Annotated in this window: 25 protein-coding genes and 1 tRNA gene; 11 read left to right on the top strand and 15 right to left on the bottom strand. The window is 69.0% G+C overall.

Annotation, left to right across the window (positions count from 1 at the left end):
• Window positions 1–552, bottom strand: coding sequence for a hypothetical protein (locus tag NLF94_RS10720; protein WP_254837618.1), 552 nt, complete (start codon window positions 550–552; stop codon window positions 1–3).
• 114 nt (window positions 553–666) lie between these two features.
• Between NLF94_RS10720 and NLF94_RS10715 the strand changes: the two genes are divergently transcribed.
• The 3 genes from NLF94_RS10715 (at window position 667) to NLF94_RS10705 (ending at window position 4,564) form a co-directional block, all read left to right on the top strand.
• Window positions 667–3,333: an AAA domain-containing protein gene (locus NLF94_RS10715; protein ID WP_254837617.1), complete on the top strand. Its 2,667-nt coding sequence runs from the start codon at window positions 667–669 to the stop codon at window positions 3,331–3,333.
• Between the two features lie 305 nt (window positions 3,334–3,638).
• Window positions 3,639–3,947 carry a hypothetical protein gene (locus NLF94_RS10710; RefSeq protein ID WP_254837616.1) on the top strand — a complete coding sequence of 103 codons (309 nt, stop codon included), beginning with the start codon at window positions 3,639–3,641 and terminating at the stop codon, window positions 3,945–3,947.
• Window positions 3,948–4,051: 104 nt separating this feature from the next.
• The gene (locus tag NLF94_RS10705; protein WP_254837615.1) at window positions 4,052–4,564 is read left to right on the top strand and encodes a DUF6789 family protein; all 513 of its coding nucleotides are present in this window, start codon (window positions 4,052–4,054) and stop codon (window positions 4,562–4,564) included.
• Between the two features lies 1 nt (window position 4,565).
• Here the strand turns inward: NLF94_RS10705 and purF are convergent, their stop codons facing one another.
• The 3 genes from purF to NLF94_RS10690 form a co-directional block, all read right to left on the bottom strand.
• Window positions 4,566–6,038 (bottom strand): amidophosphoribosyltransferase, encoded by a 1,473-nt coding sequence (gene purF, locus NLF94_RS10700; RefSeq protein WP_254837614.1) that lies wholly within the window; start codon window positions 6,036–6,038, stop codon window positions 4,566–4,568.
• A 238-nt stretch (window positions 6,039–6,276) separates the two neighbouring features.
• Window positions 6,277–6,450, bottom strand: coding sequence for a 50S ribosomal protein L37e (locus NLF94_RS10695; protein WP_254837613.1), 174 nt, complete (start codon window positions 6,448–6,450; stop codon window positions 6,277–6,279).
• Window positions 6,447–6,632, bottom strand: a complete 186-nt coding sequence (locus tag NLF94_RS10690; protein ID WP_254837612.1) for an LSM domain-containing protein — start codon at window positions 6,630–6,632, stop codon at window positions 6,447–6,449. Before NLF94_RS10690 ends, NLF94_RS10695 begins: the two co-directional genes overlap by 4 nt.
• A gap of 155 nt (window positions 6,633–6,787) precedes the next feature.
• Between NLF94_RS10690 and NLF94_RS10685 the strand changes: the two genes are divergently transcribed.
• From NLF94_RS10685 to NLF94_RS10675, 3 genes are all read left to right on the top strand, one after another.
• A complete protein-coding gene (locus NLF94_RS10685; RefSeq protein WP_254837611.1) occupies window positions 6,788–7,048 on the top strand; it encodes a hypothetical protein in 261 nt (86 codons plus the stop codon).
• Window positions 7,049–7,138: 90 nt separating this feature from the next.
• Entirely contained in the window at window positions 7,139–8,095 is a 957-nt protein-coding gene (locus NLF94_RS10680) for a zinc-dependent metalloprotease (protein ID WP_254837610.1), read from the top strand.
• A gap of 53 nt (window positions 8,096–8,148) precedes the next feature.
• Entirely contained in the window at window positions 8,149–8,448 is a 300-nt protein-coding gene (locus NLF94_RS10675) for a zinc ribbon domain-containing protein (RefSeq protein WP_254837609.1), read from the top strand.
• A gap of 6 nt (window positions 8,449–8,454) precedes the next feature.
• Here the strand turns inward: NLF94_RS10675 and NLF94_RS10670 are convergent, their stop codons facing one another.
• The 5 genes from NLF94_RS10670 to NLF94_RS10650 all read right to left on the bottom strand — a co-directional run bounded on the left by NLF94_RS10670 (window position 8,455) and on the right by NLF94_RS10650 (window position 12,505).
• Entirely contained in the window at window positions 8,455–8,823 is a 369-nt protein-coding gene (locus tag NLF94_RS10670) for a Zn-ribbon domain-containing OB-fold protein (protein ID WP_254837608.1), read from the bottom strand.
• On the bottom strand, window positions 8,820–9,986 hold the full coding sequence (locus tag NLF94_RS10665; RefSeq protein ID WP_254837607.1) for a thiolase C-terminal domain-containing protein: 1,167 nt from the start codon (window positions 9,984–9,986) through the stop codon (window positions 8,820–8,822). The genes NLF94_RS10670 and NLF94_RS10665 overlap by 4 nt, the downstream gene beginning before the upstream one ends.
• Window positions 9,987–10,035: 49 nt before the next feature.
• Complete coding sequence (locus NLF94_RS10660) at window positions 10,036–10,272, bottom strand: DUF8527 family protein (RefSeq protein ID WP_254837606.1); 237 nt, start codon at window positions 10,270–10,272, stop codon at window positions 10,036–10,038.
• Window positions 10,269–10,664 carry a nuclear transport factor 2 family protein gene (locus tag NLF94_RS10655; RefSeq protein WP_254837605.1) on the bottom strand — a complete coding sequence of 132 codons (396 nt, stop codon included), beginning with the start codon at window positions 10,662–10,664 and terminating at the stop codon, window positions 10,269–10,271. The genes NLF94_RS10660 and NLF94_RS10655 overlap by 4 nt, the downstream gene beginning before the upstream one ends.
• Before the next feature lie 62 nt (window positions 10,665–10,726).
• Complete coding sequence (locus NLF94_RS10650; protein WP_254837604.1) at window positions 10,727–12,505, bottom strand: acyl-CoA dehydrogenase family protein; 1,779 nt, start codon at window positions 12,503–12,505, stop codon at window positions 10,727–10,729.
• Window positions 12,506–12,616: 111 nt separating this feature from the next.
• On the opposite strand from NLF94_RS10650, the gene NLF94_RS10645 reads away from it, so the two are divergent.
• A complete protein-coding gene (locus tag NLF94_RS10645; protein WP_254837603.1) occupies window positions 12,617–13,474 on the top strand; it encodes an enoyl-CoA hydratase/isomerase family protein in 858 nt (285 codons plus the stop codon).
• Between the two features lie 43 nt (window positions 13,475–13,517).
• The gene (locus NLF94_RS10640) at window positions 13,518–14,408 is read left to right on the top strand and encodes a beta-keto acid cleavage family enzyme (RefSeq protein ID WP_254837602.1); all 891 of its coding nucleotides are present in this window, start codon (window positions 13,518–13,520) and stop codon (window positions 14,406–14,408) included.
• A 92-nt stretch (window positions 14,409–14,500) separates the two neighbouring features.
• On the opposite strand, the gene panB is transcribed toward NLF94_RS10640, so the two are convergent.
• Window positions 14,501–15,307, bottom strand: coding sequence for a 3-methyl-2-oxobutanoate hydroxymethyltransferase (gene panB, locus NLF94_RS10635; RefSeq protein ID WP_254837601.1), 807 nt, complete (start codon window positions 15,305–15,307; stop codon window positions 14,501–14,503).
• A 134-nt stretch (window positions 15,308–15,441) separates the two neighbouring features.
• Between panB and NLF94_RS10630 the strand changes: the two genes are divergently transcribed.
• A complete protein-coding gene (locus tag NLF94_RS10630; protein WP_254837600.1) occupies window positions 15,442–15,684 on the top strand; it encodes a DUF5822 domain-containing protein in 243 nt (80 codons plus the stop codon).
• Here NLF94_RS10630 and NLF94_RS10625 read toward each other — a convergent pair.
• From NLF94_RS10625 to NLF94_RS10610, 4 genes are read right to left on the bottom strand one after another with little or no spacing between them, the layout of a single operon-like run.
• Window positions 15,645–16,190, bottom strand: a complete 546-nt coding sequence (locus NLF94_RS10625; protein ID WP_254837599.1) for an HAD family hydrolase — start codon at window positions 16,188–16,190, stop codon at window positions 15,645–15,647. The genes NLF94_RS10630 and NLF94_RS10625 overlap by 40 nt on opposite strands.
• 21 nt (window positions 16,191–16,211) lie before the next feature.
• Window positions 16,212–17,339, bottom strand: coding sequence for an acyl-CoA dehydrogenase family protein (locus NLF94_RS10620; RefSeq protein WP_254837598.1), 1,128 nt, complete (start codon window positions 17,337–17,339; stop codon window positions 16,212–16,214).
• 57 nt (window positions 17,340–17,396) lie between these two features.
• Entirely contained in the window at window positions 17,397–18,626 is a 1,230-nt protein-coding gene (locus NLF94_RS10615; RefSeq protein WP_350355824.1) for an alanyl-tRNA editing protein, read from the bottom strand.
• Window positions 18,627–18,671: 45 nt separating this feature from the next.
• The gene (locus NLF94_RS10610; protein WP_254837597.1) at window positions 18,672–19,169 is read right to left on the bottom strand and encodes a helix-turn-helix domain-containing protein; all 498 of its coding nucleotides are present in this window, start codon (window positions 19,167–19,169) and stop codon (window positions 18,672–18,674) included.
• 187 nt (window positions 19,170–19,356) lie between these two features.
• Here NLF94_RS10610 and NLF94_RS10605 point away from each other — a divergent pair.
• A tRNA-Leu gene (locus NLF94_RS10605) sits at window positions 19,357–19,441 on the top strand.
• A gap of 136 nt (window positions 19,442–19,577) precedes the next feature.
• On the opposite strand, the gene NLF94_RS20790 is transcribed toward NLF94_RS10605, so the two are convergent.
• A complete protein-coding gene (locus NLF94_RS20790) occupies window positions 19,578–19,712 on the bottom strand; it encodes a DUF7129 domain-containing putative zinc-binding protein (RefSeq protein WP_256558605.1) in 135 nt (44 codons plus the stop codon).
• A 122-nt stretch (window positions 19,713–19,834) separates the two neighbouring features.
• Between NLF94_RS20790 and NLF94_RS10600 the strand changes: the two genes are divergently transcribed.
• The gene (locus tag NLF94_RS10600) at window positions 19,835–20,398 is read left to right on the top strand and encodes a DUF420 domain-containing protein (RefSeq protein ID WP_254837596.1); all 564 of its coding nucleotides are present in this window, start codon (window positions 19,835–19,837) and stop codon (window positions 20,396–20,398) included.
• The last annotated feature ends 47 nt before the right edge of the window (window positions 20,399–20,445 follow it).

The following is a 20,445-nucleotide window of genomic DNA, read 5'->3' as shown; positions in this document are numbered from 1 at the left end:
TCAGTGAAAGCCCCGGCCGACGTCGCTGTCCTCGACGAGGTCGTCCAGTTCCTTCGACAGTAGCTCCTCGGCCTCCTCGAAGGTGTCCGAGAGGTCGTCGAGTTCGTCGGGCCGGTCGTACATGTCGTACTCCATGGGACCGAAGGCGGGGCTGTCAAGAGCGTCCATCACGTCCTCGAAGAGGGCGTCCGGCGTCGTCGGCGCGTCGGCGTGGGTCTCCAGAACGGTTTCGAGGTTCTTGGCCTTCTTCTCGGCGTCGCTTTCGTCGTCGACGCCGTCGTTGACGCCGAATCGACCGCCGGCCTCTTCGGCCGGGAACAGCGGTTCGAGGTCCTCGTCGACCTTCCGGGCGACCCGGGAGCCGACGCCCCGGACCTCGTAGGGGTTCTTGGCGAAGGTCTTCAGCTGAAAGACGCCGCCGGAGGGGTGGCCGAGGTACATGTCCTCGCCGGGGCCGCCCCGCCGGTCGCCGGCGACGGCACGCCAGTCGCCGGCGTCGGCGCCTGATTCGACGACGTCTTCGAGGATGTCCTGCCAGTCGCGGACGCGCATACCCGTACCGTGGTCCGTGACCGGAATGAACCTGTCGGCTTCCGCGACCGGGCGGGGACGTCGAACGACGGTCCGACCGATAGCGTTTTTCCGGCGAGGGCGCTGGTAGGTGACGTGAACGTACGGGGCCCCGTCGTCGAGGCTCGTGACGCCCGAACCGTCGAGACGAGCCGCGGCACTTCGGAACTGGCGGAGGTGCTCGTCCGGCCGGAGCGTGGCGCGGGCGACCCCGTCCAGGTGACGCTGTGGGGCAAGTGGACCGAGACGGCCGACCTGCTCGAAGCCGGGATGGAACTGCTGGTCACCGACGTCGAGAAAGGGGAGTTCCGCGGCGAGACGCAGTACGCGACCACGGGCGAGTCGGCCGTCGTCGTCGAACCGGACTTCCTCGTCGACGTGACCGACATCCGCGGGTGGGTACAGTGTCCCCGAATCTACTACCTGAACAAGCTCTCGGGCGTCCCGCTGAAGTACCCCGTCGTCAAGGGGACGGTCGTCCACGAGGTGTTCGACGACCTGCTGCGGGGCCGGGACCTCGCGCAGAGCATCGACGAGCGGGTCGCGGAGGCCGCACTCGACATCGGACTCCTGGGCGAGACGGCCGACGCCGTCGCCGAGGACGTCAGACAGAACGCCGCCGCAATCCAGGGGTGGCTCCAGCAGGGCGCCCTCGGCGAGACCGACTCCTGGCGCTCCGAGCAGACGCTCCTCTCCGAGCGGTTCGGCATCAAGGGTCGGGCCGACGCCGTCCGCCGGGGGACGCCAGTCGAACTCAAGACCGGCAAGAACACGAGCCGGGACCCCCGATTCCAGGACAAGGTCCAGGCGGCCTGCTACGCGCTCCTCCTGGCCGACGACGTCGCCGAGGCGCCGGACACGGGGACGCTGCTGTACACGAAGAACACGGCCCTGGACAGGAGCGAGGCCTCGGGCGACCTCTCGCCGGCCAAGGACTTCTCCATCGGTCCGGGCTTTCTGCAGTTCGTCCTCCGGCAGCGCAACGAGATAGCGGCCGCCGAGTACGACCTGACGGTCCCGACCGGCTACGAGGCGGACGCCAAGTGCGAGTACTGCTTCGAGCAGGACACCTGCATGGTCGTCGCCGGCCGCCTCGACCAGGAGTCGAAGGCGGGGCAAATCGGCGAGCCCCTGCCGGACGAGGAACGGGCCTACTTCGAGCGGTTCTACCGCGCCATCGAGGCCGAGCGCCGCGAGGTCCACGCCGAGTACCGGAAACTGTGGGAGCAGTCCGCGGCGGAGCGGGCCGACGACGACCGCGCGCTGATCGACCTCGAACCGCTCGGCCGGGAGGGCGTCTCCGGCGGTCGCTGGCGGCTGTCGGCCCGCCGAACGAGCGACGCCGTCTCGAAGATACGCGAGGGCGACCGCGTGCTGGCCAGCGACGGCCACCCGACCCGCGGGACGGCCGAACTCGCCACCGTCGAGTCGCTCGGCGAGGAGGTGGTCGTGGTCGCCGACGAGCCGCTGGACCTCCGGCGGGTCGACGTCTACCCGTCCGAAATCGGCGTCGACCGCCGGCTCTCGGGGCTGCACGACGCCGTCCTGCGGGGCGACCCCGACCGGAAGGACGTCCTCTTCGGGCGGCGCGACCCCGCCTTCGACGGCGACGAGCGGACCTACATCGACAACAACGCCGCCCAGAACGAGGCGGTCAACCGCGCCGTCACCGCCGAGGACTTCGCACTGGTCCACGGGCCGCCGGGGACGGGCAAGACCTACACGCTGGCCCGGACGGTCCGGGCGCTGGTCGAAGACGGCGAGCGGGTCCTGCTGTCGGCGTTCACGAACCGCGCGGTCGACAACGCCATCGAAGCTCTCGAAGAGCAGGGCTTCACCGACGTCGTCCGGTGGGGTTCGGAGTCCGGCGTCCGCGAGGACATGCAGGAGTACCGCCTGGAGCGGTCGGGCGACCCCGAGGAGCGGGCCGGCGCGCTCCGGGAGGCGCGGGTGATTGCGGCGACGACCGCCGCCTGCGGGTCGCGGGCGCTGAAGGCCCAGTCGTTCGATGTCGCCGTCGTCGACGAGGCCGGCCAACTGACCGAGCCGGGGACCTTCCTCGCGGCGAACCTCGCCGACCGGTTCGTCCTCGTCGGCGACCACGAGCAGTTGCCGCCCGTGGTTCGCGCCGAGAACGACCTCCAAGAGTCGCTGTTCGAGCGGCTCATCGAGACCTATCCCGACGCGGGCGTGATGCTCGACCGACAGTACCGGATGAGCCAGCGGGTCCAGTACTTCTCCAGCCGGGAGTTCTACGACGGGGCGTTGCGGCCGGCCTCCGGGGAGGTTGCGGCCCGGCGGCTCGCGGACCTGCCGGGCGTCGACGCCGACGTCCTGCCGCCGGAGCTCCGTGACCCCGTCTCCTTCGTCGACCCGGACGGGACGGCGACGGGCAACTCCAATCCGGCGGAAGCCGACCGGGTCGCCGAGATCGTCGCGGCCTACCGCGAGGCCGGCGTCGACGCCGACGACATCGGCGTCATCGCGCCGTTCCGGGCACAGGTGGCCGAAATCTCCCGCCGGCTGCCGGACGTGGCCGTCGACACCGTCGACCGCTTCCAGGGCTCCGCCAAGGAGGTTATCGTCGTCTCCTTCGTGGCCACCGGGGACCTCGATAGTCCGATCTTCGAGGACCACCGCCGGGTCAACGTCGCGCTGACGAGGGCCAAGCGGGCGCTCGCGCTGGTCGGCGACGAGGGTGCGCTCCGCAGCGTGCCGTTCTACGAGCGGATGCTGGAGTGGGCAGCGAGGCCCGAGCGATAGCGAGGGTCTCGGTATTGCGAGCGGCGACGCGAGGAGCCGCGAGGGGCGTGAGCCGAACGCGAGTGAGGCTCACGTTGTGGTGAGCGGGGAGTGAAACGACCCGCGAGCGGCGAGGGACGACCGGTAGGGAGTCCCTCGTCGTTGCGACTGGATGGCCGTGCCGTCCCAGTGGACTCGCGGTCCATTTCGGCCGAACCGCCGGGGTCGGTAGGCATCCACTACCGCCAGTAGCGGACACATTACTACCAGGGGGAGGTGAGTGGGCCGAGACGGTTGTCCAGGGAGACAGCTACGGGGACGAAGACATGTTCGAAGAGCCACCGGACGACGAGACGGCAGCACAGCACCGACGACGCCCGGCGGACAGCGTCCGCGCGGGCGACACCGTCGTCTACACGAGCAAACTGAACAAGGAGTACAGGTTCGAGGTCGCCGACGTCGACGACGACTGGATAGCGTTCCGGACGGGGCAGATGGTTCACGCCGACCGGTTCGAGCGAGAGGACTTCGAGGTCGTTCGCTCCGGCGAGGCGGCCGTCGCCTCGGCCGAGGGGCGCACGGCCCCGGCCAGCGAGTCGGGGGCGGCCGGACGGCCGACGCCGGACGCCGAGTGAGGACTCGTCGGCGCCGGGGTGCCGGTCGAAACGTCCCGACCTCGCGGTTCGTTTCGCGCTCGCGGCGTCAACTCTTTTGAGGCCCCCCTTCGTTGTGGTAACGTATGGCAGAGAACGATGCGACGGTCGGCGTGTCGGAACTCGACGAGCGGGACACGAACTCGCTTTCGGGCATCGTCGTCGACGGGGTCATCGGCGCCGTCGGCGGCGCGGTCGGGACCGGACTGATGACGCTCGTGTTCATGGCGGCCTCGACGCTCGGCGCGTTCGACCTCACCTCCTTTACCATCCTGGCGGAGATGAGCGGTCTGGCGGCGCTGGCCCCGGCCTACGCCAACGCCATCGGTTACGTCATCTTCCTGCTCGGCGGGATGGTGACGTGGCCGCTGCTCTTCGCCTCGCTGGGCCAGTACCTCCCCGGGGACACGTTCGCCAAGGCGGGCGTCTTCTACGGGTTCATTCTCTGGACCGGATTCGTGCTGGCGTTCTACACGGGTTACTCCGGAATCCAGTTGCCGCTGTACGCCGCCGCGACGCTGGTCGGGCACGTCGCCTACGGCTTCGGGCTGGGATCGGTGCTGGACTACCTCGGCGAGCGAGAAGGGCCGCTGGTGTAGGTCAGTCGTCGGCGAGGCCGGCCTGTGCGCCGTCGATGTCGGGCCGGACCACCTCGCGGTCGGTCGCCTCGCCGTCGATGTCGTAGGGGTACTCGCCGGTCACACAGCCCAGACAGAGGTCCGCACGGGACTCCTCCAGTGCCTCGGCGACGGCGTCGATGGAGAGGTACGAAAGCGAGTCGGCCTCGATCTCCTCGCGTATCTCGCCGACGTCGCGGCCGGCGGCGATGAGCTCCTCGCGGGAGGCCATGTCGATGCCCATGTAGCAGGGGGCGACGATGGGCGGGGCGCCGATGCGCATGTGGACCTCCTCGGCGCCGACGTCCCGCAGTAGCTGGACGAGTTGCGTCGAGGTGGTGCCGCGGACGATGGAGTCGTCGATGACGGTGACGGTCCGGCCCTGGACGACGTCCTTGATGGGGTTGAGCTTCAGCCGAACGGCCCGCTCGCGGGCGTCCTGGGTGGGCATGATGAACGTGCGGCCGACGTAGCGGTTCTTCATCAGGCCCTCGGCGAACTCGACGTCGGCGCCGTCCTCGGCGGCGGCGTCGGCGTAGCCGGAGGCGAACGCGCGCCCGGAGTCCGGCACCGGGAGGACGACGTCGGTGTCGACGCCGCTTTCCTCCCAGAGCTTCCGCCCGAGTTCGCGCCGGACGTCGTAGACGAGGTTGCCGTCGATGCGGGAGTCGGGCCGGGCGAAGTAGACGTGTTCGAAGAAGCAGTGGGCGCTGTTGTCGGTGTCGACGAGCTGGTAGGTGTCGAAGCCCTCGCCGTCCGGCTGGAGGACGACGAGTTCGCCGGGGTTCACGTCGCGGACGAGTTCGCCGTTGAGGACGTCGATGGCGGCCGACTCGGAGGCGAGCATGTAGCCGTCCTCCAGTTTCCCGATACAGAGCGGGCGGTTGCCCTGCGGGTCCCGGACCCCGAGGACGGTGTCGTCGTGGGTGATGGTCAGCGAGTACGAGCCGTGGATGCGCCCCATCGTCCGCTTGACGGCGCGGACGAGGTCGGACTCCAGCAGGTTGCGCGCGAGGTCGTGGGCGATGACCTCCGTGTCGCCGTCGCTGGTGAATGCGTGGCCCTTCGCGGCCAGTTCCTCGCGCACCTCGTCGGTGTTGACGAGGTTGCCGTTGTGGCTCAGCCCGAGCGACCCGGACTTGAACGAGACGGAGAACGGCTGTGCACAGCAGGAGTCGACGCTCCCGGCGGTCGGGTAGCGGACGTGGCCGATGCCGTTGGAGCCGTTCAGCGACTCGATGTCGTCGGGCTCGAAGGCGTCGCCGACCAGCCCCATCTCGACGTGGCTGTGCTGCTGGAAGCCGTCGTGGGTGACGATGCCCGCCGACTCCTGGCCGCGGTGCTGGAGCGCGTACAGCGAGTAGTACAACGGTCGTGCCGCCGCCCGACCGTCGAGCGAAACGCCGACGACGCCGCACTTCTCCGTCGGCCCCTCCGGGTGCCGCCCATCTGGCATGGATGGGGCTCCGTCGCGCAGGGGTAAAAATTCACTCCATCGTGCGTGTTGGCGGGGACGACAAGACTGTGTATATGCATGATAGTGCATATATCGGCGAACGCGCTCGGGTCGGCCGCTCGTCGCTGCCGGCGTCGAGAGTCGTTCGATCCCGGCCGGCGACCCGGACCGGAGGTCCCCGGTCGACGGCCGCCAGCGGTCGCTGTCCGGTCGGCGGAAATCGGGAGAAACGCGGCGGCTACTCGTTCTGCTTGGACTGCCACTCGTAGTCGCGGCGCTTTGCGGTCTTGCCGAAGCCACAGGAGGCACAGACCTTCTTCTTGGAGTGGTAGGACTTCTCGCCGCAGCGACGGCACTTGACGTGTGTCGTCTTGTTCTTCTTGCCCTGGCTCGGGGTCCCTGCTCCGGTCATGGTTGTATCGAGACGACGTTATCGCCGCGGATAATGGTTACGTTGTCGCCTTCCTCGAGGACGAGGTTCATGTGCTGGTCGTAGCCGGCGAGGACGCCGTCGTACATCTCGCCGCCCTTGAGGGTGACGTTCACTTCCGAACCCAGCGTGGCTTCGAGGACGTCGAGGGGTCGGTCTGTCATACGAGTGACCGCACGCGCCGGCAGTATAAACGCACCGGCATACTATCCCGATACCGCCGGGTGAGGGCGCTACGAGGTGGGATCGGACCGCCTGCGGTTGGTCGGTCGTAGCGGCCCCTCGTCACCAATAAGTACGCGAGACTCCAACGTCGAGCATGGTCAAGTTCACTTTCCTGGAGATCCACGTCGACGACTCGGACTTCACCGCCACCGCGAGTGCGCCGTACGAGTTCGGCGAGAAGGACGTCGAGGCCGGCGAGGAGATCCCCGACCGCGAGGACGGCTCGAAGACGGGGGCGGCGCTTGCGGCCGTCGTCGGTCTCGTCTTTCTGGTCGCCGTCGCCTACGTCGCAAAGCGGCGGTTCCTCGACGACGATGATGAGGAGTTCGACGAGGAGTTCGACGTCGAGGTGTAGCTATCGACGGCCGTCGACAGTCGGACGGAGCCCGATCCGCCGCCAGCGCGCTCCCGGAAGCCCTTTGTCCCGGCACTGGCTACCACAACCGTGAGTCTCTATCGCGCCGTCCGCGCCGTCGCCGACTCCGAGGGGGACGGGCCGGTCGACTGGGCCGCCGTCGGCACCGCCGCCAGGGAGGGGACCGACGCCGGCGACCTGACGCTCTCGGAGGCCGAACGCCGCGGGTACGCCGACGACGTCGGGGACGCCCGCGACGCCATCCGCGAGACCGCTGGCCTCGAGTTCGACCTCCCCGAGAACGTGCAGGTCCAGAACCGCCACCACTGGATCGACGCCAATCTCGTGACCTTCGAGCGCCTGCTCGCGCCGCTGGAGGAGCGGACGGTTCTCGCGCCCTCGCTGGCCCGGTCGGCCAACACCGGATCGATGGCGGTCACGCTCGGTTTCCTCGCAAACAACGTCCTCGGGCAGTACGACCCGCTGTTGTTGAGCGACGGCGACCACGGGCTCTACTTCGTCCACCCGAACATCGAGACGGTCGCGGCGGCGCTCGACGTCGACCGCAATCGGTTCCGGCGCTGGATCGCCTTCCACGAGGTCGCCCACGCCGCCGAGTTCGGGGCCGCACCGTGGCTCTCCGACCGACTCGAGACGGCCGTCAGGGAGGCCGTCTCCGAGCTGGCCGACGGCAACGTCGACCGGGAGGCGCTCGGCGAACTCGACGTCACGATGACCGCGGTCGAGGGGTACGCCGAGCTCGTCATGGACCGGGCTTTCGACCGGGAGTACGCCGACCTCCGGGAGAAGCTCGACGCACGACGCGGCAGCGCCGGCCCCATCTCGATGCTTCTGCGTCGACTGCTCGGACTGGGCAGGAAGCGCCGGCAGTACGAGCGAGGGAAGGCGTTCTTCGACGCCGTCGCCGAGGCCCGCGGCGTCGCCGGCGCCGCCGTCGTCTGGGACGCCCCCGGCAACCTCCCGACCGACGAGGAACTCGACGACCCCGACGCCTGGCTCGCCCGGGTCGGCCCCCGCTCGGCGTAGCCCCGAACCCGGGGAACCTCTAAGTGTCGTCGTCCCGTATGTTCACACGACACATGGAGGGGCTGCTCTGGCTGGGTGCCGCGGCGACCCTGTTCGTCCTCCTGCACGTAGCGGTGGCGGCGTACCTCTATCGGGCCGCCTCTGCGAGCGAGGGCGAGTCGGCCTCCGAGTACGTCCCGAGACAGGAGTCCGGCGAACGGGCGCCGGGAACTGGCGAGGACCGGGTCGCCTGTCCGACCTGTGGCGCGCCGAACGATCCGAGTTACCGGTTCTGCCGCCGGTGCATCGCGGATCTTTCCAGCGGCGTCACTTCCGCGACCGGCCCGGACGGCCGAAAACAGCTCGGCAGCTGACGCCGCTCAGACGGCCTCGAACCGCGGTGCGGTGTAGCCCTGCTCGTCCTCGGTGTACCCCGAGAGTGCGACGTCGTCGCCCACGCCGACGGTCTCACCGTCGACGCGGCCGAGCAGGCGGGCGTCCCCGAGGTCGACGATAGCGACCTGGTAGCCGCGCTCCTCGATTCCTTCCGGCGGGACGTTGATCGTCGTTTCCGTGTAGACGACGCCCTCCGTCGGGAGGTCGACCGTCTCGAGGTCGCGTGCCCCGCAGTGTGGGCAAGCGGCCTTCGGCGTGCCGACGGTCGTATCGCACTGCCCGCAACTGCCGCCGAGTAGCCTGCCATCCCGGACCGCATCGGTCCAGGCCGCGTGGGTGAGTCCGTCGCTCATCGGTGGGCCTCCATGACGCTGACGACGGTCGTCGCGGCGTCGCCGCCGAGGTTGTGCGCGACCGCGCGTTCGGCGTCCGGTATCTGCCGTTCGCCGGCCTCCCCGCGGAGATGCTCGACCAGTTCGACGATCTGTGCGGCGCCGGTCGCGCCGATGGGGTGGCCCTTCGCCTTCAGTCCGCCGGAGGGGTTGATGGGGACGTCGCCGTCGCGGGCGGTCCGGCCCTCCTCGGCGGCGGGGCCGCCCTCGCCGTCGGCGACGAGACCGAGCGCCTCGCTGGCGAGAATTTCGGCGCCGGTGAAGCAGTCGTGGACCTCCGCGAAGTCCATCTCGTCGGCGCCGGTGCCGGCCTGCTCGTAGGCCTCGCCCGCGGCGTCGCGGGCCGCCTGTGTGACGTGCGGCGTCGTCTTGTCGGCGATGGGCACCACGTCGGTGGCGTGACCGACGCCCGCGACGTCGACGGGCGCGTCGTAGGAGTCGGCGTACGCCTCGCTGGTGACGACGAGGGCGCTGGCGCCGTCCGAGAACGGACAGCAGTCCATCAGCCGGAACGGGTCGGCGACGACGGGGCCGTCCAGCGCCTCTTCGACGGTCGTCTCCTTGCCGAAGTGCGCCCGGGGGTTCAGGGCGCCGTTGCCGTGGTTCTTCACCGCGACGTGGGCGAGTTGTTCCTCGGTCGTGCCGTACTCGTGCATGTGTCGTTTCGTCAGGAGGGCGAAGACGCCCGGGAAGGTCAGCCCCGCCGGCTGTTCGTACTGGCGGTGGGAGGCCGACGCGAAGATGCGCGTCATTTCGTCGGTGTCCTTGCCGGTCTCGGGGGTGCAGCGCTCGACGCCGCCGACCACGACGACATCGTGGACGCCGGCCTCGACGGCCGCGACGGCGTTCTTGAACGCGTTCGCCGAGGTGGCGCAGGCGTCCTCGAAGCGCTGGACCGGAATCCCCGCCATCCCGACGTAGGAGGCGACTTTCGGTCCGAGGTGGGTCTCGTTTTCGGCCTGTCCGCTCATCGCGTTGCCGAAGTACAGCGCCTCGACGTCCGACGGTCCGATCCCGGCGTCGTCCAGCGCGTCGAAGGCTGCCTCGCCGAACAGCTCCTGCAGTGGTGTGTCGTGGACGCCGAACTTCGTCATGCCAGCGCCGACGACCGCGGCTCGTGCCATAGGCCGATATGCAAGGGTGCCACTAATAACGCGACCGATAGCGGCAGGCTTATTTTCGGTACTCGCGGTTCGAGGCGGGCGAGAGCTGTTCGACGCTCGGAAAGAGGTACCACACGAGCGCCGCGCCGACGAGGAGGCCGGCCGCGACCGCACCGAGGACGACCACGAGCGAGGCGTCGCCCTGGGAGGTGATGAGGCCGGCCGAAAGTCCCACGAGGAGGACGACGCCGACCTTCAGACGGGTCATCGTCCGCTCGCGGTCCTCGTCGGAGATGGGACCCGTCATCGGGTGTCACCCGCTGTGCTGACGTGCATCCCGGCGAAGCGCCAGGCCGTCCCGATGTCGGCGTCGTCGGCCCGCCGCACGAGCGTGCCGCTCCAGCGGGTGTCGAACTCGTGGCGGTGGTCCCGCTCGACGTCGGTCCAGGCCATGAACACGTCGTCGGAGAACCACGCACACTCGTCGTCGCCGTCGACGACGAGCCGTTCGGAGTCGACCGTCCACTCCTCGGTCGTCTCGGTCTGTGCCCGCAGTCCCTCCCGTACCTCCTCGTACCCCGTCAGTCGCTCCCCGATGCCGAACTTGACCGTCGTCTCTGCGGGGGCGAAGAACGGGTACAGCGGTTCGCCAGCACGGAGCCCGTCGTAGTACGCCCGGACGGTGGCCTCGGCGTCCATGCACGGTCTTCGGGGCGGGGCGACTTACCCCTACTGGAACGGCCCGCTGGTCGCCGGCGGCGTCAGTCGTCGGCGGGCGCGGTCTCGACCAGCGACGCCGGTTCGACGCCGGCGTAGTGGGCGATGGCCGCGAAGGCGTCGTCCTCCATGGCGAGGCGGTCGCCGGATGTGACGCCGTAGGCCTCGCCCTCCTCGAACCGCGTCTCGACGAACCGGCGGGCAACCAGTGCCTTCCGGCCGTCGCCGTCCTCGTCGACGGCGGTCTGGGCCTCGTCGAGCAGCAGCGCCGCCGTGACGACGTCGAAGATTAGGTCAGCCAGCCGCTTCGCGTGGTACTGGGCGTAGTCGCCGTCCTCGGTGGCCAGCGTCGCCAGCGCGTTCTGCAACTCGAGGAACTCGTCCTCGACGGTGTCGGCCAGTTCCTCGAGTAGCGGGTGCTCGACGCCGTCGAGGCGCTCCTGCACGTAGGGGATCAGCGCCTCGTGGGCGTTCTCGCGGTTCAGCGCCCGCAGTGTGTCCAGTGCCAGGATGTTCGAGGGGCCCTCCCAGATGGGCAGCACCTGGGCGTCCCGTAGCAGGCGCTCCGTCGTGTGCTCGCGCACGTAGCCGTTGCCGCCCAGTATCTCCATCGCGTACGACGTCGTCTCGACGGACATCCGGGCGGTCTTGTACTTGACGACGGGGATGAACAGCCGCATCAGCTGGTATGCCGCCGAATCGTCGCCCTTCCGTTCACGCTCGTCGAGCAACCTCGCCGCCTCGAAGGAGAAGGCGGCCGCCGCCTCGTAGTCGACGGTCATGTCCACCAGGTCCCGGCGCATCAGCGGGTACTCGTCGATGGTGTCACCGAAAGCCTCCCGGCGGGCCGCCCGGACCTTCGCCTCCAGGAGCGCCCGGCCCATCACGCCGATTGCGCCCGTGGCGTTCGTCAGTCGCTCGAAGTTCATCATCTCCGCCATGTACCGGAACCCCCCGCCCTCCTCTCCGACGAGGTAGGCCTCGGCGCCCTGGTAGTCGATTTCGCCGGTCGGGACCGAGATGGTGCCGAGCTTGTCCTTCAGCCGCCGGAAGTGGGCGTCGTTGACCTCGCCGTCGGGCGTCGTCCGCGGGACGAGAAACAGCGACAGCCCCTCGACGCCGTCGGGGGCGTCGGGCGTCCGGGCCAGCGCCAGCGCGCCCTGGGCGTCGATGTTCGAACAGAACCACTTCTCGCCGTACAGTTCGTACACGTCGTCTTTCTCGGTGGGCTCGGCACGAACCTCGTTGGCGCCGACGTCGGAGCCGCCCTGCTCCTCGGTGAGGAACATCGCGCCCTCGATGTGCTCCTCGAGGTTTCGGGCGGTCAGCCCCTGAAAGTACTCCTCGAGGGCGCCGTCGTCGAACTTCTCGAGGACGATGGCGGCGCCGTTGGTCATCGACACCGGGCAGGTGAAGCCGGCGTCGACGTAGGAAAGCAGCGCCTGCATCATCAGCGGGTGGGTCAGCCCGACCGGTTCGTCGCGTCCCGGCGGTGCGTGGAAGGCGTCGTGGGTGACGCCGAACTCCTCGTAGACGACCTCCTCCTGCTCGTGGACGAGCGGGTGGTACTGAACCTCGTTGAGCCGGTCGCCGTACTTGTCGAATGACTCGAGTTCGTGGCCCGCTTCGTCGATGCGGTCGGCGGTGTCGGCCAGCCGGTGGCCCAGCGCCTCGCCGAACTCCTCCAGGACGGGTTCGGCCCACTCGAACTCGTCGTCCGGGTAGACGCGCCGGGCCTCGAACTGCAGTGTCGGGTCCAGCGCCCAGTAGTTGCAGTTCCGGCCCTCCTCGTAGTCACCGTACGGTATCGGGTCCGCAGTCATACGTATTCGTTCGTGTAGGACCGGATAAACCCCACCGTTGCCGCAGCCGTCGAAACGGCTCGCCGACAGTTTTGGATTAAACGAGTTGTTCGTTTATTTCCGTCCGAAATCATGATGGGCCGCCCCCTGTATCCCTACGACAGGATGGTCACGAGCGACGAACTCGGCAACGAGGACCTGGAGGTGGCGGTGGCCGACGACGACCTCGTCGTCCGTGCCACCATCGACCGCGAGGAGGACCGCAACGCCCTGAACCAGAACGTCATCGGCGGCCTGCTCGACGTCTTCGAGTACGCCGACGACGGCGAGGCCCGCGTGGTCGTGATTCGCGGTGCCGGTGGCACCTTCTGTGCCGGCGGGGACATCAAGTCGATGGCCGGCGCCGTCGGCCAGGGGTCGCAGGCCTACCGGGAAGGGTTCGCCGGGATGAAGAACCTCGTCGAGGCCGCCGTCGACACCGCGGCCCTGACCGTCGCCGCCGTCGAGGGCTACTGTCTGGCCGGCGGGATGGGCCTGGCCGGCGCCTGCGACGTCGTCCTCGCCAGCGACGAAGCCACCTTCGGCACCCCCGAGGTCGACATCGGTATCTTCCCCGCACAGGCGCTCGTTCCCGTCATGCGGACCGTCAACGAGAAGCAGGCGTTCAAGTACCTCTTCACCGGCGAGCATTTCGACGCCGAGACTGCTCACGACATCGGCTTCACGACCGACGTCGTGCCCGCCGACGAGTTCGAGGCGGAACTGGACGACCTCGTCGACGGTCTGGTCACGCCCTCCGGGTTCATGATCGAGATCGGCAAGGAGTCCTTCTACAACCAGCGGGAGATGGGCTTCGACGAGGCGCTGGACTACATGCGCGAGATGGTGACGATGCTGGCGATGAGCGACGACGCCGAGGAGGGGTTCAACTCCTTCCTCACCGACTCCGAACCGGACTGGAAGGGCCGCCCCGACGACCCGGACGCATAGCCCGCCGACCGACACGAGGACCGACGAAGACGACCCACTACCCATGACAATCGAACAAGAATCCGTCAAAGGCAACGACCCCGAGAAGGCAGTCATCAGCGCGGCGCTAACCGGCGCGCTGACGACCCGCGACCAGTGTGAGGCCATCCCGTACACGCCCGAGGAAATCGCCGAGGACGCCGCCGAAGCCCGCGAGAACGGCGCCGCAATCGCACACATCCACGCCCGGACCGAGAACGGCTCGCCGACCTTCGACGAGGAGGTGTACCAGGAGATTTACGACGAGGTTCGGGCCCGCACGGACATTCTCATCAACTTCTCGACGGGGGCGCTGCACGAACCCGTCGACTCCCGCATCGAGTACGTCGAGGGTGTCCAGCCCGACATCGCCGCCCTCAACATGGGGTCGATGAACTACGCGAAGTACAGCGAGAACCGCGACGACTTCGTGTTCGACATGGTGTTCGACAACCCGTTCAACGAGATCCGGGAGTTCCTGCAGGCGATGAACGACAACGGTGTCAAGCCCGAACTGGAGTGTTTCGACACCGGCCACGTCGGCAACATCCGGCCGTTCCTGAAGTCCGGCGACCTCGAGTCGCCGCTGAACTTCTCGCTCATCATGGGCGTGCTGGGCGGCATCCCCCCGAGCATCGAGAACCTCGCCCACCAGGTCCGGCAGGTGCCCGACGACGCCAACTGGCAGGTCATCGGCATCTCCCGCGACCAGTGGCAACTGGCCGCCGGCGCCCTCTCGATGGGCGGCAACATCCGCGTCGGCCTCGAGGACAACTTCTACCTCCCGAACGGTGAGATGTCGACGAACCCCGAACTGGTCGCCAAGGCCGCTGAGTTGACGCGGAACGTCGGCCGCGAACCCGCAACGCCCGAGGAAGCCGCCGAGATCATGGACATCGACGCGACGCACTTCTAGGCCCCTCGTCGCTCGGGGTTTCTCGCCCGCCGCTCGTGGCTCGCTTCGCTCGTCGTTCGTTCTGACGAGGTCCCACCTCGTCCCGACCGGTCTCAGTACACGTCGTCGAGTTCCTCTTCGTAGTGGCTGTGCTTCTCGGCCGGGTACTCGCCGTTCTCGACCTCGCTAACGTAGGCCTCGATGGCGTCGGTCATCTCGCCACGGACGTCGCCAAAGGCCTTCGAGAACGGCGCCGTCCCCTCTGAGAGACCGATGACCTCGTCGATGACGAGCACCTGGCCGTCGCAGTGCGGGCCGGCGCCGATGCCGATGGTCGGAATCGAGATGGCCTCGGTCACCTTCCGTGCGAGGTTCGCGGGGACGTGTTCGAGGACGAGCGAGAAGGCGCCGGCGTTCTCGTGTTCGCGGGCGAGGTCGACGATGCGGCGGGCGGACTCGGCGTCGGTGCCCTGCCGGAACAATCCCGTCTCGTTTTCCCGCTGTGGCGTCAGTCCGAGGTGGGCCTGCACCGGGATGCCCAACTCGGTCAGCGTCCGGGTCAACTCGACGGTGTGGGGACCGGACTCGAGTTTGACCGCGTCGGCGTCGGCCTCCTTGAGCATCCGGCCGCAGTTCTCGACGGCGTCGCCCTCGTCGGCGCCGTACGAGAGAAAGGGCATGTCGGCGATGACCAGCGCCTCCTCGGTCGCCCGTGCGACGGCGGCGGTGTGACTGGCCATCTCCTCGACGGTGACCGGGAGCGTCGAGTCGTACCCGAGCCGTGTGTTGCCGACCGAGTCGCCGACGAGAATCATGTCGACGCCGGTCTCGTCGACCAGGCGGGCCGTCGGCGCGTCGTAGGCCGTCAGCATCGTCACCGGCTCCTCGCCGGCCCTCTCGCGGATGTCCTTCGCGCGCATGTCCCAAACTCCGTCGGGGGTGTGCTAAACGCTGTCGCTTCGACAGCGGCGGCGGGATTCGAAGACGAGCGGGCCCACCGGCGGTCGAGACCCGAACCGTAACCGCTTACCCGGAGAGCGCCCCAGAGCGGGGTATGCCGGAGCGCGTCGAGACGACCGACCCCGAGGGCGTCGACTACGGGTGGGTGATGCAGACCACGTTCGTCCTCACCATCGTCGTCGGCGCGCCCGTCGTCGCGGCGCTGTCGGCGTTCGTGACCCTCTCGACGTGGGGCGAGCGGGCGGAGTTCGCGGTCCGGGTCGGCGCCGTCGTGTGGCTCTGCATCGGCGTCCCCGTCTACGCGTACGCCCGGAGCCACTCGGAGACGTCGAGGTAGTCGGTGCCGGCCTGGTCTGCGGTCCGGGCGTCTCGTTCGCTGTCGCCGACGAACAGCGTCCCGTCGGGGTCGCCGTCGAGGCGCCGGACGGTCTCCAGGAGCGGTTCGGGGTCGGGTTTCTCCGTCCCGACGGTGTCGCGGCCGACGACGGCGCCGACCCCGTCGATGCCGTGCTCCGACAGCGCGATGCGGCAGGCGGCCTCGCAGTTCAGCGAACAGACGCCGACGGTCCCGTCGGGGACGGTCCCCGCCGCGGGCAACCGCTCGGAAGCGCGTGCGCCCTCGCGCTCGAACTCCGCGATGACGGATTCGACGGCCTCGCGGTTGCCGGAGCGGTCGGCGGCCGAAAGCATCGTCCAGAGGTCGTCGGGCGGCGAGACGCCCCGCTCTCGGAGCGTCTCGGCGACGGCGTCGGCCACCGCCTCCCAGTCGACCACGAGACGGACCAGCGTGCCGTCGAGGTCGAAGACCAGCGTGTCGTGGTCGGTGCTGTCGGCGGCGCTCATCGCGTCGGTCCCCCGAAGCGGTCAGTCCAGCAGTTCACGGGCGATGACCTTCTTCTGTATCTGGGTCGTCCCCTCGTAGATGGTCGTTATCTTCGCGTCGCGGTAGAGCCGCTCGACGGGGAAATCGGTGGTGTAGCCGTAGCCGCCGTGAACCTGGACCGCCTCGTTGGTCACGTCCATCGCCGCCTCGCTGGCGAAGTACTTCGCGGTGCTGGCGGCCATCGACGGCGGCGACCCCTCGTCGAGTCCACGGGCGGCCTCGTAGGTCAGCATGCGGCCCGCCTGGGTTTTGGCGTGCATCTCCGCGAGTTTCTGCCGTATCGACTGGATGTCGGCGATGGGGTCGCCGAACTGCTCGCGCTCCCCTGCGTACTCGACGGCCAGGTCCAGCGCGGACTGGGCGAGGCCGACCGACTGGGCGGCGATACCGACCCGCCCGCCGGTGAGGATGGACAGCGCCGCGGATAGCCCGCGGCCCTCCTCGGTCAGCCGGTAGGACTCGGGGATGCGGACGTCGTCGAAGACGAGCGTCGTCGTGTCGCTGGCCCGGAGCCCCAGTTTCTCCTCCTTCTTGCCCACCTCGAGGCCGTCGGCGTCCTTCGGGACGACGAACTGCGTCACCGTCCGCGGGTCGTCGCGGTCGGTCTTCGCAAAGAGGACGACGACGCCGCTTCGCTCGCCGTTGGTTATCCACTGTTTCGTGCCGTTGATGACGTACTCGTCGCCCTCCTTGCGGGCCTCGGTGGACATCTCGGCAGGGTTGGAGCCGGCGTGCGGCTCCGACAGCGCGAACGCGCCGACCGGCCGGCCATCGACCATCTCCGGCAGCCACCGATCCTTCTGTCTCTCGTCGCCGAACTCGGCGATACAGGAGGTGGCCAGACAGTGAACCGACAGCGCCGTCGCCACCGCCAGTTGACCGTACGCGACCTCCTCGTTGACGAGGGCGTAGGTCAGCCCCTCGACGTCGAGACCGCCGTACGCCTCGGGGACGGTCATCGCCGTCACCCCGATGTCGGCCAGCCCGTCCCACACCGCCTCGGGGAACGTCTCCGTCTCGTCGGCCTCGCGGGCCGTCGGGCGTATCTCCGCCTCGGCGAACTCCCGGACGGTTTCCCGGATGGCCTCCTGCTCCGGCGAAAGCTCCATGTCCGGTCGTCGGCCGCGACCGGCAAAAATCGTCCGCTCGTCGGGCGCCGCCTCGCCTCAGCGGTCCTCGTCCGTCGCCCGCAGATACGAGACGACCGTCTCGCCGTCGGCGTCGAGTCCACCGGCCGGGGCGACGGTCGGGGAGCCGCCGCCCCCGCCGCCGAACTCGTCCGTGAGTTCCTCGACCACCTCGCCGGCGTCGGGCGTGCCGCCGGTCCCGACCGCGAGGCTACCCGACGACGACACCAGGACGAGCACGTCGACGCCGTCTGGGCGCTCCCGGACCCGTTCGGCGAGGGCGTTGGCGTCGGCGTCGACGACGGCCGCGGCCCACCGGCGGCCGTCCCGCTGGAAGCCGTCGTCGCCGGCCTCGGCGACGGCGGCGTCGAGGACCTGCCCCCTGAGATCGTCGCGTTCGGCCTCCAGCGCCGCCACGTCGTCCTGCAGGCGCGCGACTTCGTCCGGCAACGACTCGACGTTGGTGCCGAGCGTCGCGGCCGCCTCGAGGGCGGCGCCCTTCTCGGCGACGCGGCGGTCGATGCCCGCCGGCCCGACGGCGAACTCCACGCGGGTCAGCCCCTCGCCGGGGTTCGAGCGTCCCAGCACCGTCACGGGACCGATCTCTCGGGTGTTCCGGACGTGAGTCCCGCCGCAGGCGGCGACGTCCCAGCCGTCGATTTCGACGATCCGCACGGTGTCTCCCGCGATGCCCTCCTCCGTTTTCGTGTTGAACGCGACGTCTTCCCGTGCGAGCGCCTCCTCGCGGTCGAGTCGCTCCCAGGTGACCGGGCGGCTCTCCCAGACGCAGCGGTTGACCAGTCGCTCCAACTCGAGGAGCGTCGCGTCGTCGACGTCCGTCGAGGTGGTGAAATCGACGCGGACCTTCTCGTCGGTGCTCGCTGCTGCGCCGTTCGCTCGCTGCCCCCGCGGGGCAGCGCCGATGTCGAAGCCGCCGTAGCCGACGTCCTCGAAGAGCCGGCGACCGGCGCCGTACAGCGCGTGACTCGCCGTGTGAGCGCGGGCGCAGTACCGGCGGAACTCGGGGTCGATTGCGGCCTCGACGGTCCGGCCGGCCTCGAGTTCGCCGTCGAGGACGTGGACGACCTCGCCGTCGCACTCCTGGACATCGAGGACCTCGTGGCCGCCGAGGGTACCGCGGTCGGCGGGCTGGCCGCCGCCCTCCGGGTAGAAGTACGTCTCCGAGAGGACGACCCCGCTGCCACCGGACTCGACGGTGGCCTCGAAGGCGAGCGTCTCGGGGTCGTCGGATGCAAGGGAGTTCACCATGGCTGCCCGGTGAGCCGGCGGCGACAAAAGCGGGTCGAAAGCGGGCTACTCCTCGGCGAGTTCGACGCCGAGCCGTTCCTCCAGGGCTTCGATGAGGGAACCGCCGACGTTGGCGCGGGCGGCCCGGCCCTGTTCGACGGCGACGAGGTCCTCCACGTCGATGCCGAGTTCCGCGGCGAGTTCGTCGGGCTGGAGACCGGCCGCCTGGCGGGCGTCCTCGACGACTTCGCCGTAGCCGGCCACGAGGTAGGGCAGCGGATCGTCCTCGTAGTCGGTCCCCTCCTCGAAGTCGGTGTCGGCCTTGCGGGCGTCGTCCAGTCGGGCGGCGTTCTGTGCGGCCTTCTTGCGCCGCTCGCGCTCCTCGTTTCGGCTCTCGTCGCCGCCAGAGTCGCCGCCGTTCTCGCCGTGTCTGGCACACTCCCCGCAGACCTCCAGTTTCGCGCCGGCGACCGTCGCGGTCTCGAGGTCGCGGTCCTCGGCGCCGCAGAGCTCGCAGGCGCCGCTGGAGTCGCCCCCGACACCGCCGGTCGAGTATTTGGCCATACGGGAGTTCACTGCTGGTACGTACTTCAACCCCGCGTTCCTCGCCAGTGCGGCCGTCCGCCGCTCCCGCGGCCGTCCGCCGACACCGCGTCGCCCGCCCGGAATCGCCAGCGGGTGCCACACGGCTGGTGAACGGAAAGGGTTAAAACGGAACGACTCCGAGGCAAGCGTGCGGAAGACACAGCGTGCGTGGGTAGCCAAGCTAGGCCAACGGCGCAGCGTTGAGGGCGCTGTCCTGTAGAGGTCCGCCGGTTCAAATCCGGTCCCACGCACTGCCAACTCGCAACGCGGCGAGGTCAGTGCGGGTGCTCGCAGACAGCACCCACGCAAATTCTCCCGAGGTACCGGCCGCGAGCCGTGCGGCCGTCGGCGTTGCTGCCGCTGTTGCTCCGGCGTCCCGCAAAAAACCTAGAGGGACCGTTCGATACCGATGTTCTTCAGGTAGCCGCCACAGGCGCAGAGCCGCCCCTCCGGGTCCCGCTGGCGGTCACCGCAGTCCATACACTCGTAGAGGGTGTCTCCCTCCGGTTGTGTCCCGCGCATACTGTGGAACCGTACGTGTCTGAGTATGATAACTGTTATCATGACTCTCGGAAGGTAGACGGACGGGCGTTTCCGGTCCCGAATCACCAACATCTATCCACCGTCCGCTCGTAGCGAAGCGCATGCAGACCCGGACGTGGGCCAGAGAGCACGTACCGGCACTGACGGCGGTTCTGACCGTCGTGTCACTGACGCTGGTCTTCGGCGCTGCCCTCCAGATGCTCCCCGTCGGGGCGCTCCCGAGTCCCGAGGGGCTTCTGGCGGCGATACCGCACGTCAACGCCGTCCTCAGCCTCGCGGCCATCGGCACGATAACCGCCGGGGTCCGCGCCATCCGCCGCGGCGAGGTCGAGCGACACCGGGCGCTCATGCTTTCCAGTTTCGGCCTGTTCGCGCTCTTTCTCGCGCTGTACCTCTACCGGGTCGCCGTCCTCGGACCGACCGAGTTCACCGGACCCGCCTTCGTCCGCACGTACGTCTACTTCCCGGTCCTGTTCGTCCACATCGCGCTGGCCATCGTCTGTGTCCCCTTCGTCTTCTACGCCCTGTTGGTCGCCGGGACCCGCCCGACTGCGGAGATATACGAGACGCGCCACCGGACGGCGGGCCGGGTCGCGGCGGCGCTGTGGCTCGTCTCCTTCACGATGGGGCTGGCCATCTATTCGATGCTGTACCACGTCTTCTGATACTGCCGGCTGTAACTATTCACGTAATTACAGCCGGCAGTACGAGC

The organism is Natronomonas marina, assembly GCF_024298905.1.
Lineage (GTDB): Archaea > Halobacteriota > Halobacteria > Halobacteriales > Haloarculaceae > Natronomonas > Natronomonas marina.
Note: the sequence above shows the minus strand (reverse complement) of the source record. Positions and strands in the feature narration are given on the sequence as shown.

Bases quoted from the DNA above. Each gene is read 5' to 3' on its own strand.
- NLF94_RS10620 (WP_254837598.1), bottom strand. From the start codon at position 17,339: ATGGAGCTTTCGCCGGAGCAGGAGGCCATCCGGGAAACCGTCCGGGAG.
- NLF94_RS10665 (WP_254837607.1), bottom strand. From the start codon at position 9,986: ATGGCACGAGCCGCGGTCGTCGGCGCTGGCATGACGAAGTTCGGCGTC.
- NLF94_RS10645 (WP_254837603.1), top strand. From the start codon at position 12,617: ATGATGGGCCGCCCCCTGTATCCCTACGACAGGATGGTCACGAGCGAC.
- NLF94_RS10670 (WP_254837608.1), bottom strand. From the start codon at position 8,823: ATGAGCGACGGACTCACCCACGCGGCCTGGACCGATGCGGTCCGGGAT.
- NLF94_RS10615 (WP_350355824.1), bottom strand. From the start codon at position 18,626: ATGGTGAACTCCCTTGCATCCGACGACCCCGAGACGCTCGCCTTCGAG.
- NLF94_RS10640 (WP_254837602.1), top strand. From the start codon at position 13,518: ATGACAATCGAACAAGAATCCGTCAAAGGCAACGACCCCGAGAAGGCA.
- NLF94_RS10600 (WP_254837596.1), top strand. From the start codon at position 19,835: ATGCAGACCCGGACGTGGGCCAGAGAGCACGTACCGGCACTGACGGCG.
- NLF94_RS10690 (WP_254837612.1), bottom strand. From the start codon at position 6,632: ATGACAGACCGACCCCTCGACGTCCTCGAAGCCACGCTGGGTTCGGAA.
- NLF94_RS10705 (WP_254837615.1), top strand. From the start codon at position 4,052: ATGGCAGAGAACGATGCGACGGTCGGCGTGTCGGAACTCGACGAGCGG.
- NLF94_RS10610 (WP_254837597.1), bottom strand. From the start codon at position 19,169: ATGGCCAAATACTCGACCGGCGGTGTCGGGGGCGACTCCAGCGGCGCC.
- NLF94_RS10650 (WP_254837604.1), bottom strand. From the start codon at position 12,505: ATGACTGCGGACCCGATACCGTACGGTGACTACGAGGAGGGCCGGAAC.
- panB (WP_254837601.1), bottom strand. From the start codon at position 15,307: ATGCGCGCGAAGGACATCCGCGAGAGGGCCGGCGAGGAGCCGGTGACG.
- NLF94_RS10685 (WP_254837611.1), top strand. From the start codon at position 6,788: ATGGTCAAGTTCACTTTCCTGGAGATCCACGTCGACGACTCGGACTTC.
- purF (WP_254837614.1), bottom strand. From the start codon at position 6,038: ATGCCAGATGGGCGGCACCCGGAGGGGCCGACGGAGAAGTGCGGCGTC.
- NLF94_RS10655 (WP_254837605.1), bottom strand. From the start codon at position 10,664: ATGGACGCCGAGGCCACCGTCCGGGCGTACTACGACGGGCTCCGTGCT.
- NLF94_RS10695 (WP_254837613.1), bottom strand. From the start codon at position 6,450: ATGACCGGAGCAGGGACCCCGAGCCAGGGCAAGAAGAACAAGACGACA.
- NLF94_RS10720 (WP_254837618.1), bottom strand. From the start codon at position 552: ATGCGCGTCCGCGACTGGCAGGACATCCTCGAAGACGTCGTCGAATCA.
- NLF94_RS20790 (WP_256558605.1), bottom strand. From the start codon at position 19,712: ATGCGCGGGACACAACCGGAGGGAGACACCCTCTACGAGTGTATGGAC.
- NLF94_RS10710 (WP_254837616.1), top strand. From the start codon at position 3,639: ATGTTCGAAGAGCCACCGGACGACGAGACGGCAGCACAGCACCGACGA.
- NLF94_RS10625 (WP_254837599.1), bottom strand. From the start codon at position 16,190: ATGAGCGCCGCCGACAGCACCGACCACGACACGCTGGTCTTCGACCTC.
- NLF94_RS10675 (WP_254837609.1), top strand. From the start codon at position 8,149: ATGGAGGGGCTGCTCTGGCTGGGTGCCGCGGCGACCCTGTTCGTCCTC.
- NLF94_RS10630 (WP_254837600.1), top strand. From the start codon at position 15,442: ATGCCGGAGCGCGTCGAGACGACCGACCCCGAGGGCGTCGACTACGGG.
- NLF94_RS10660 (WP_254837606.1), bottom strand. From the start codon at position 10,272: ATGACGGGTCCCATCTCCGACGAGGACCGCGAGCGGACGATGACCCGT.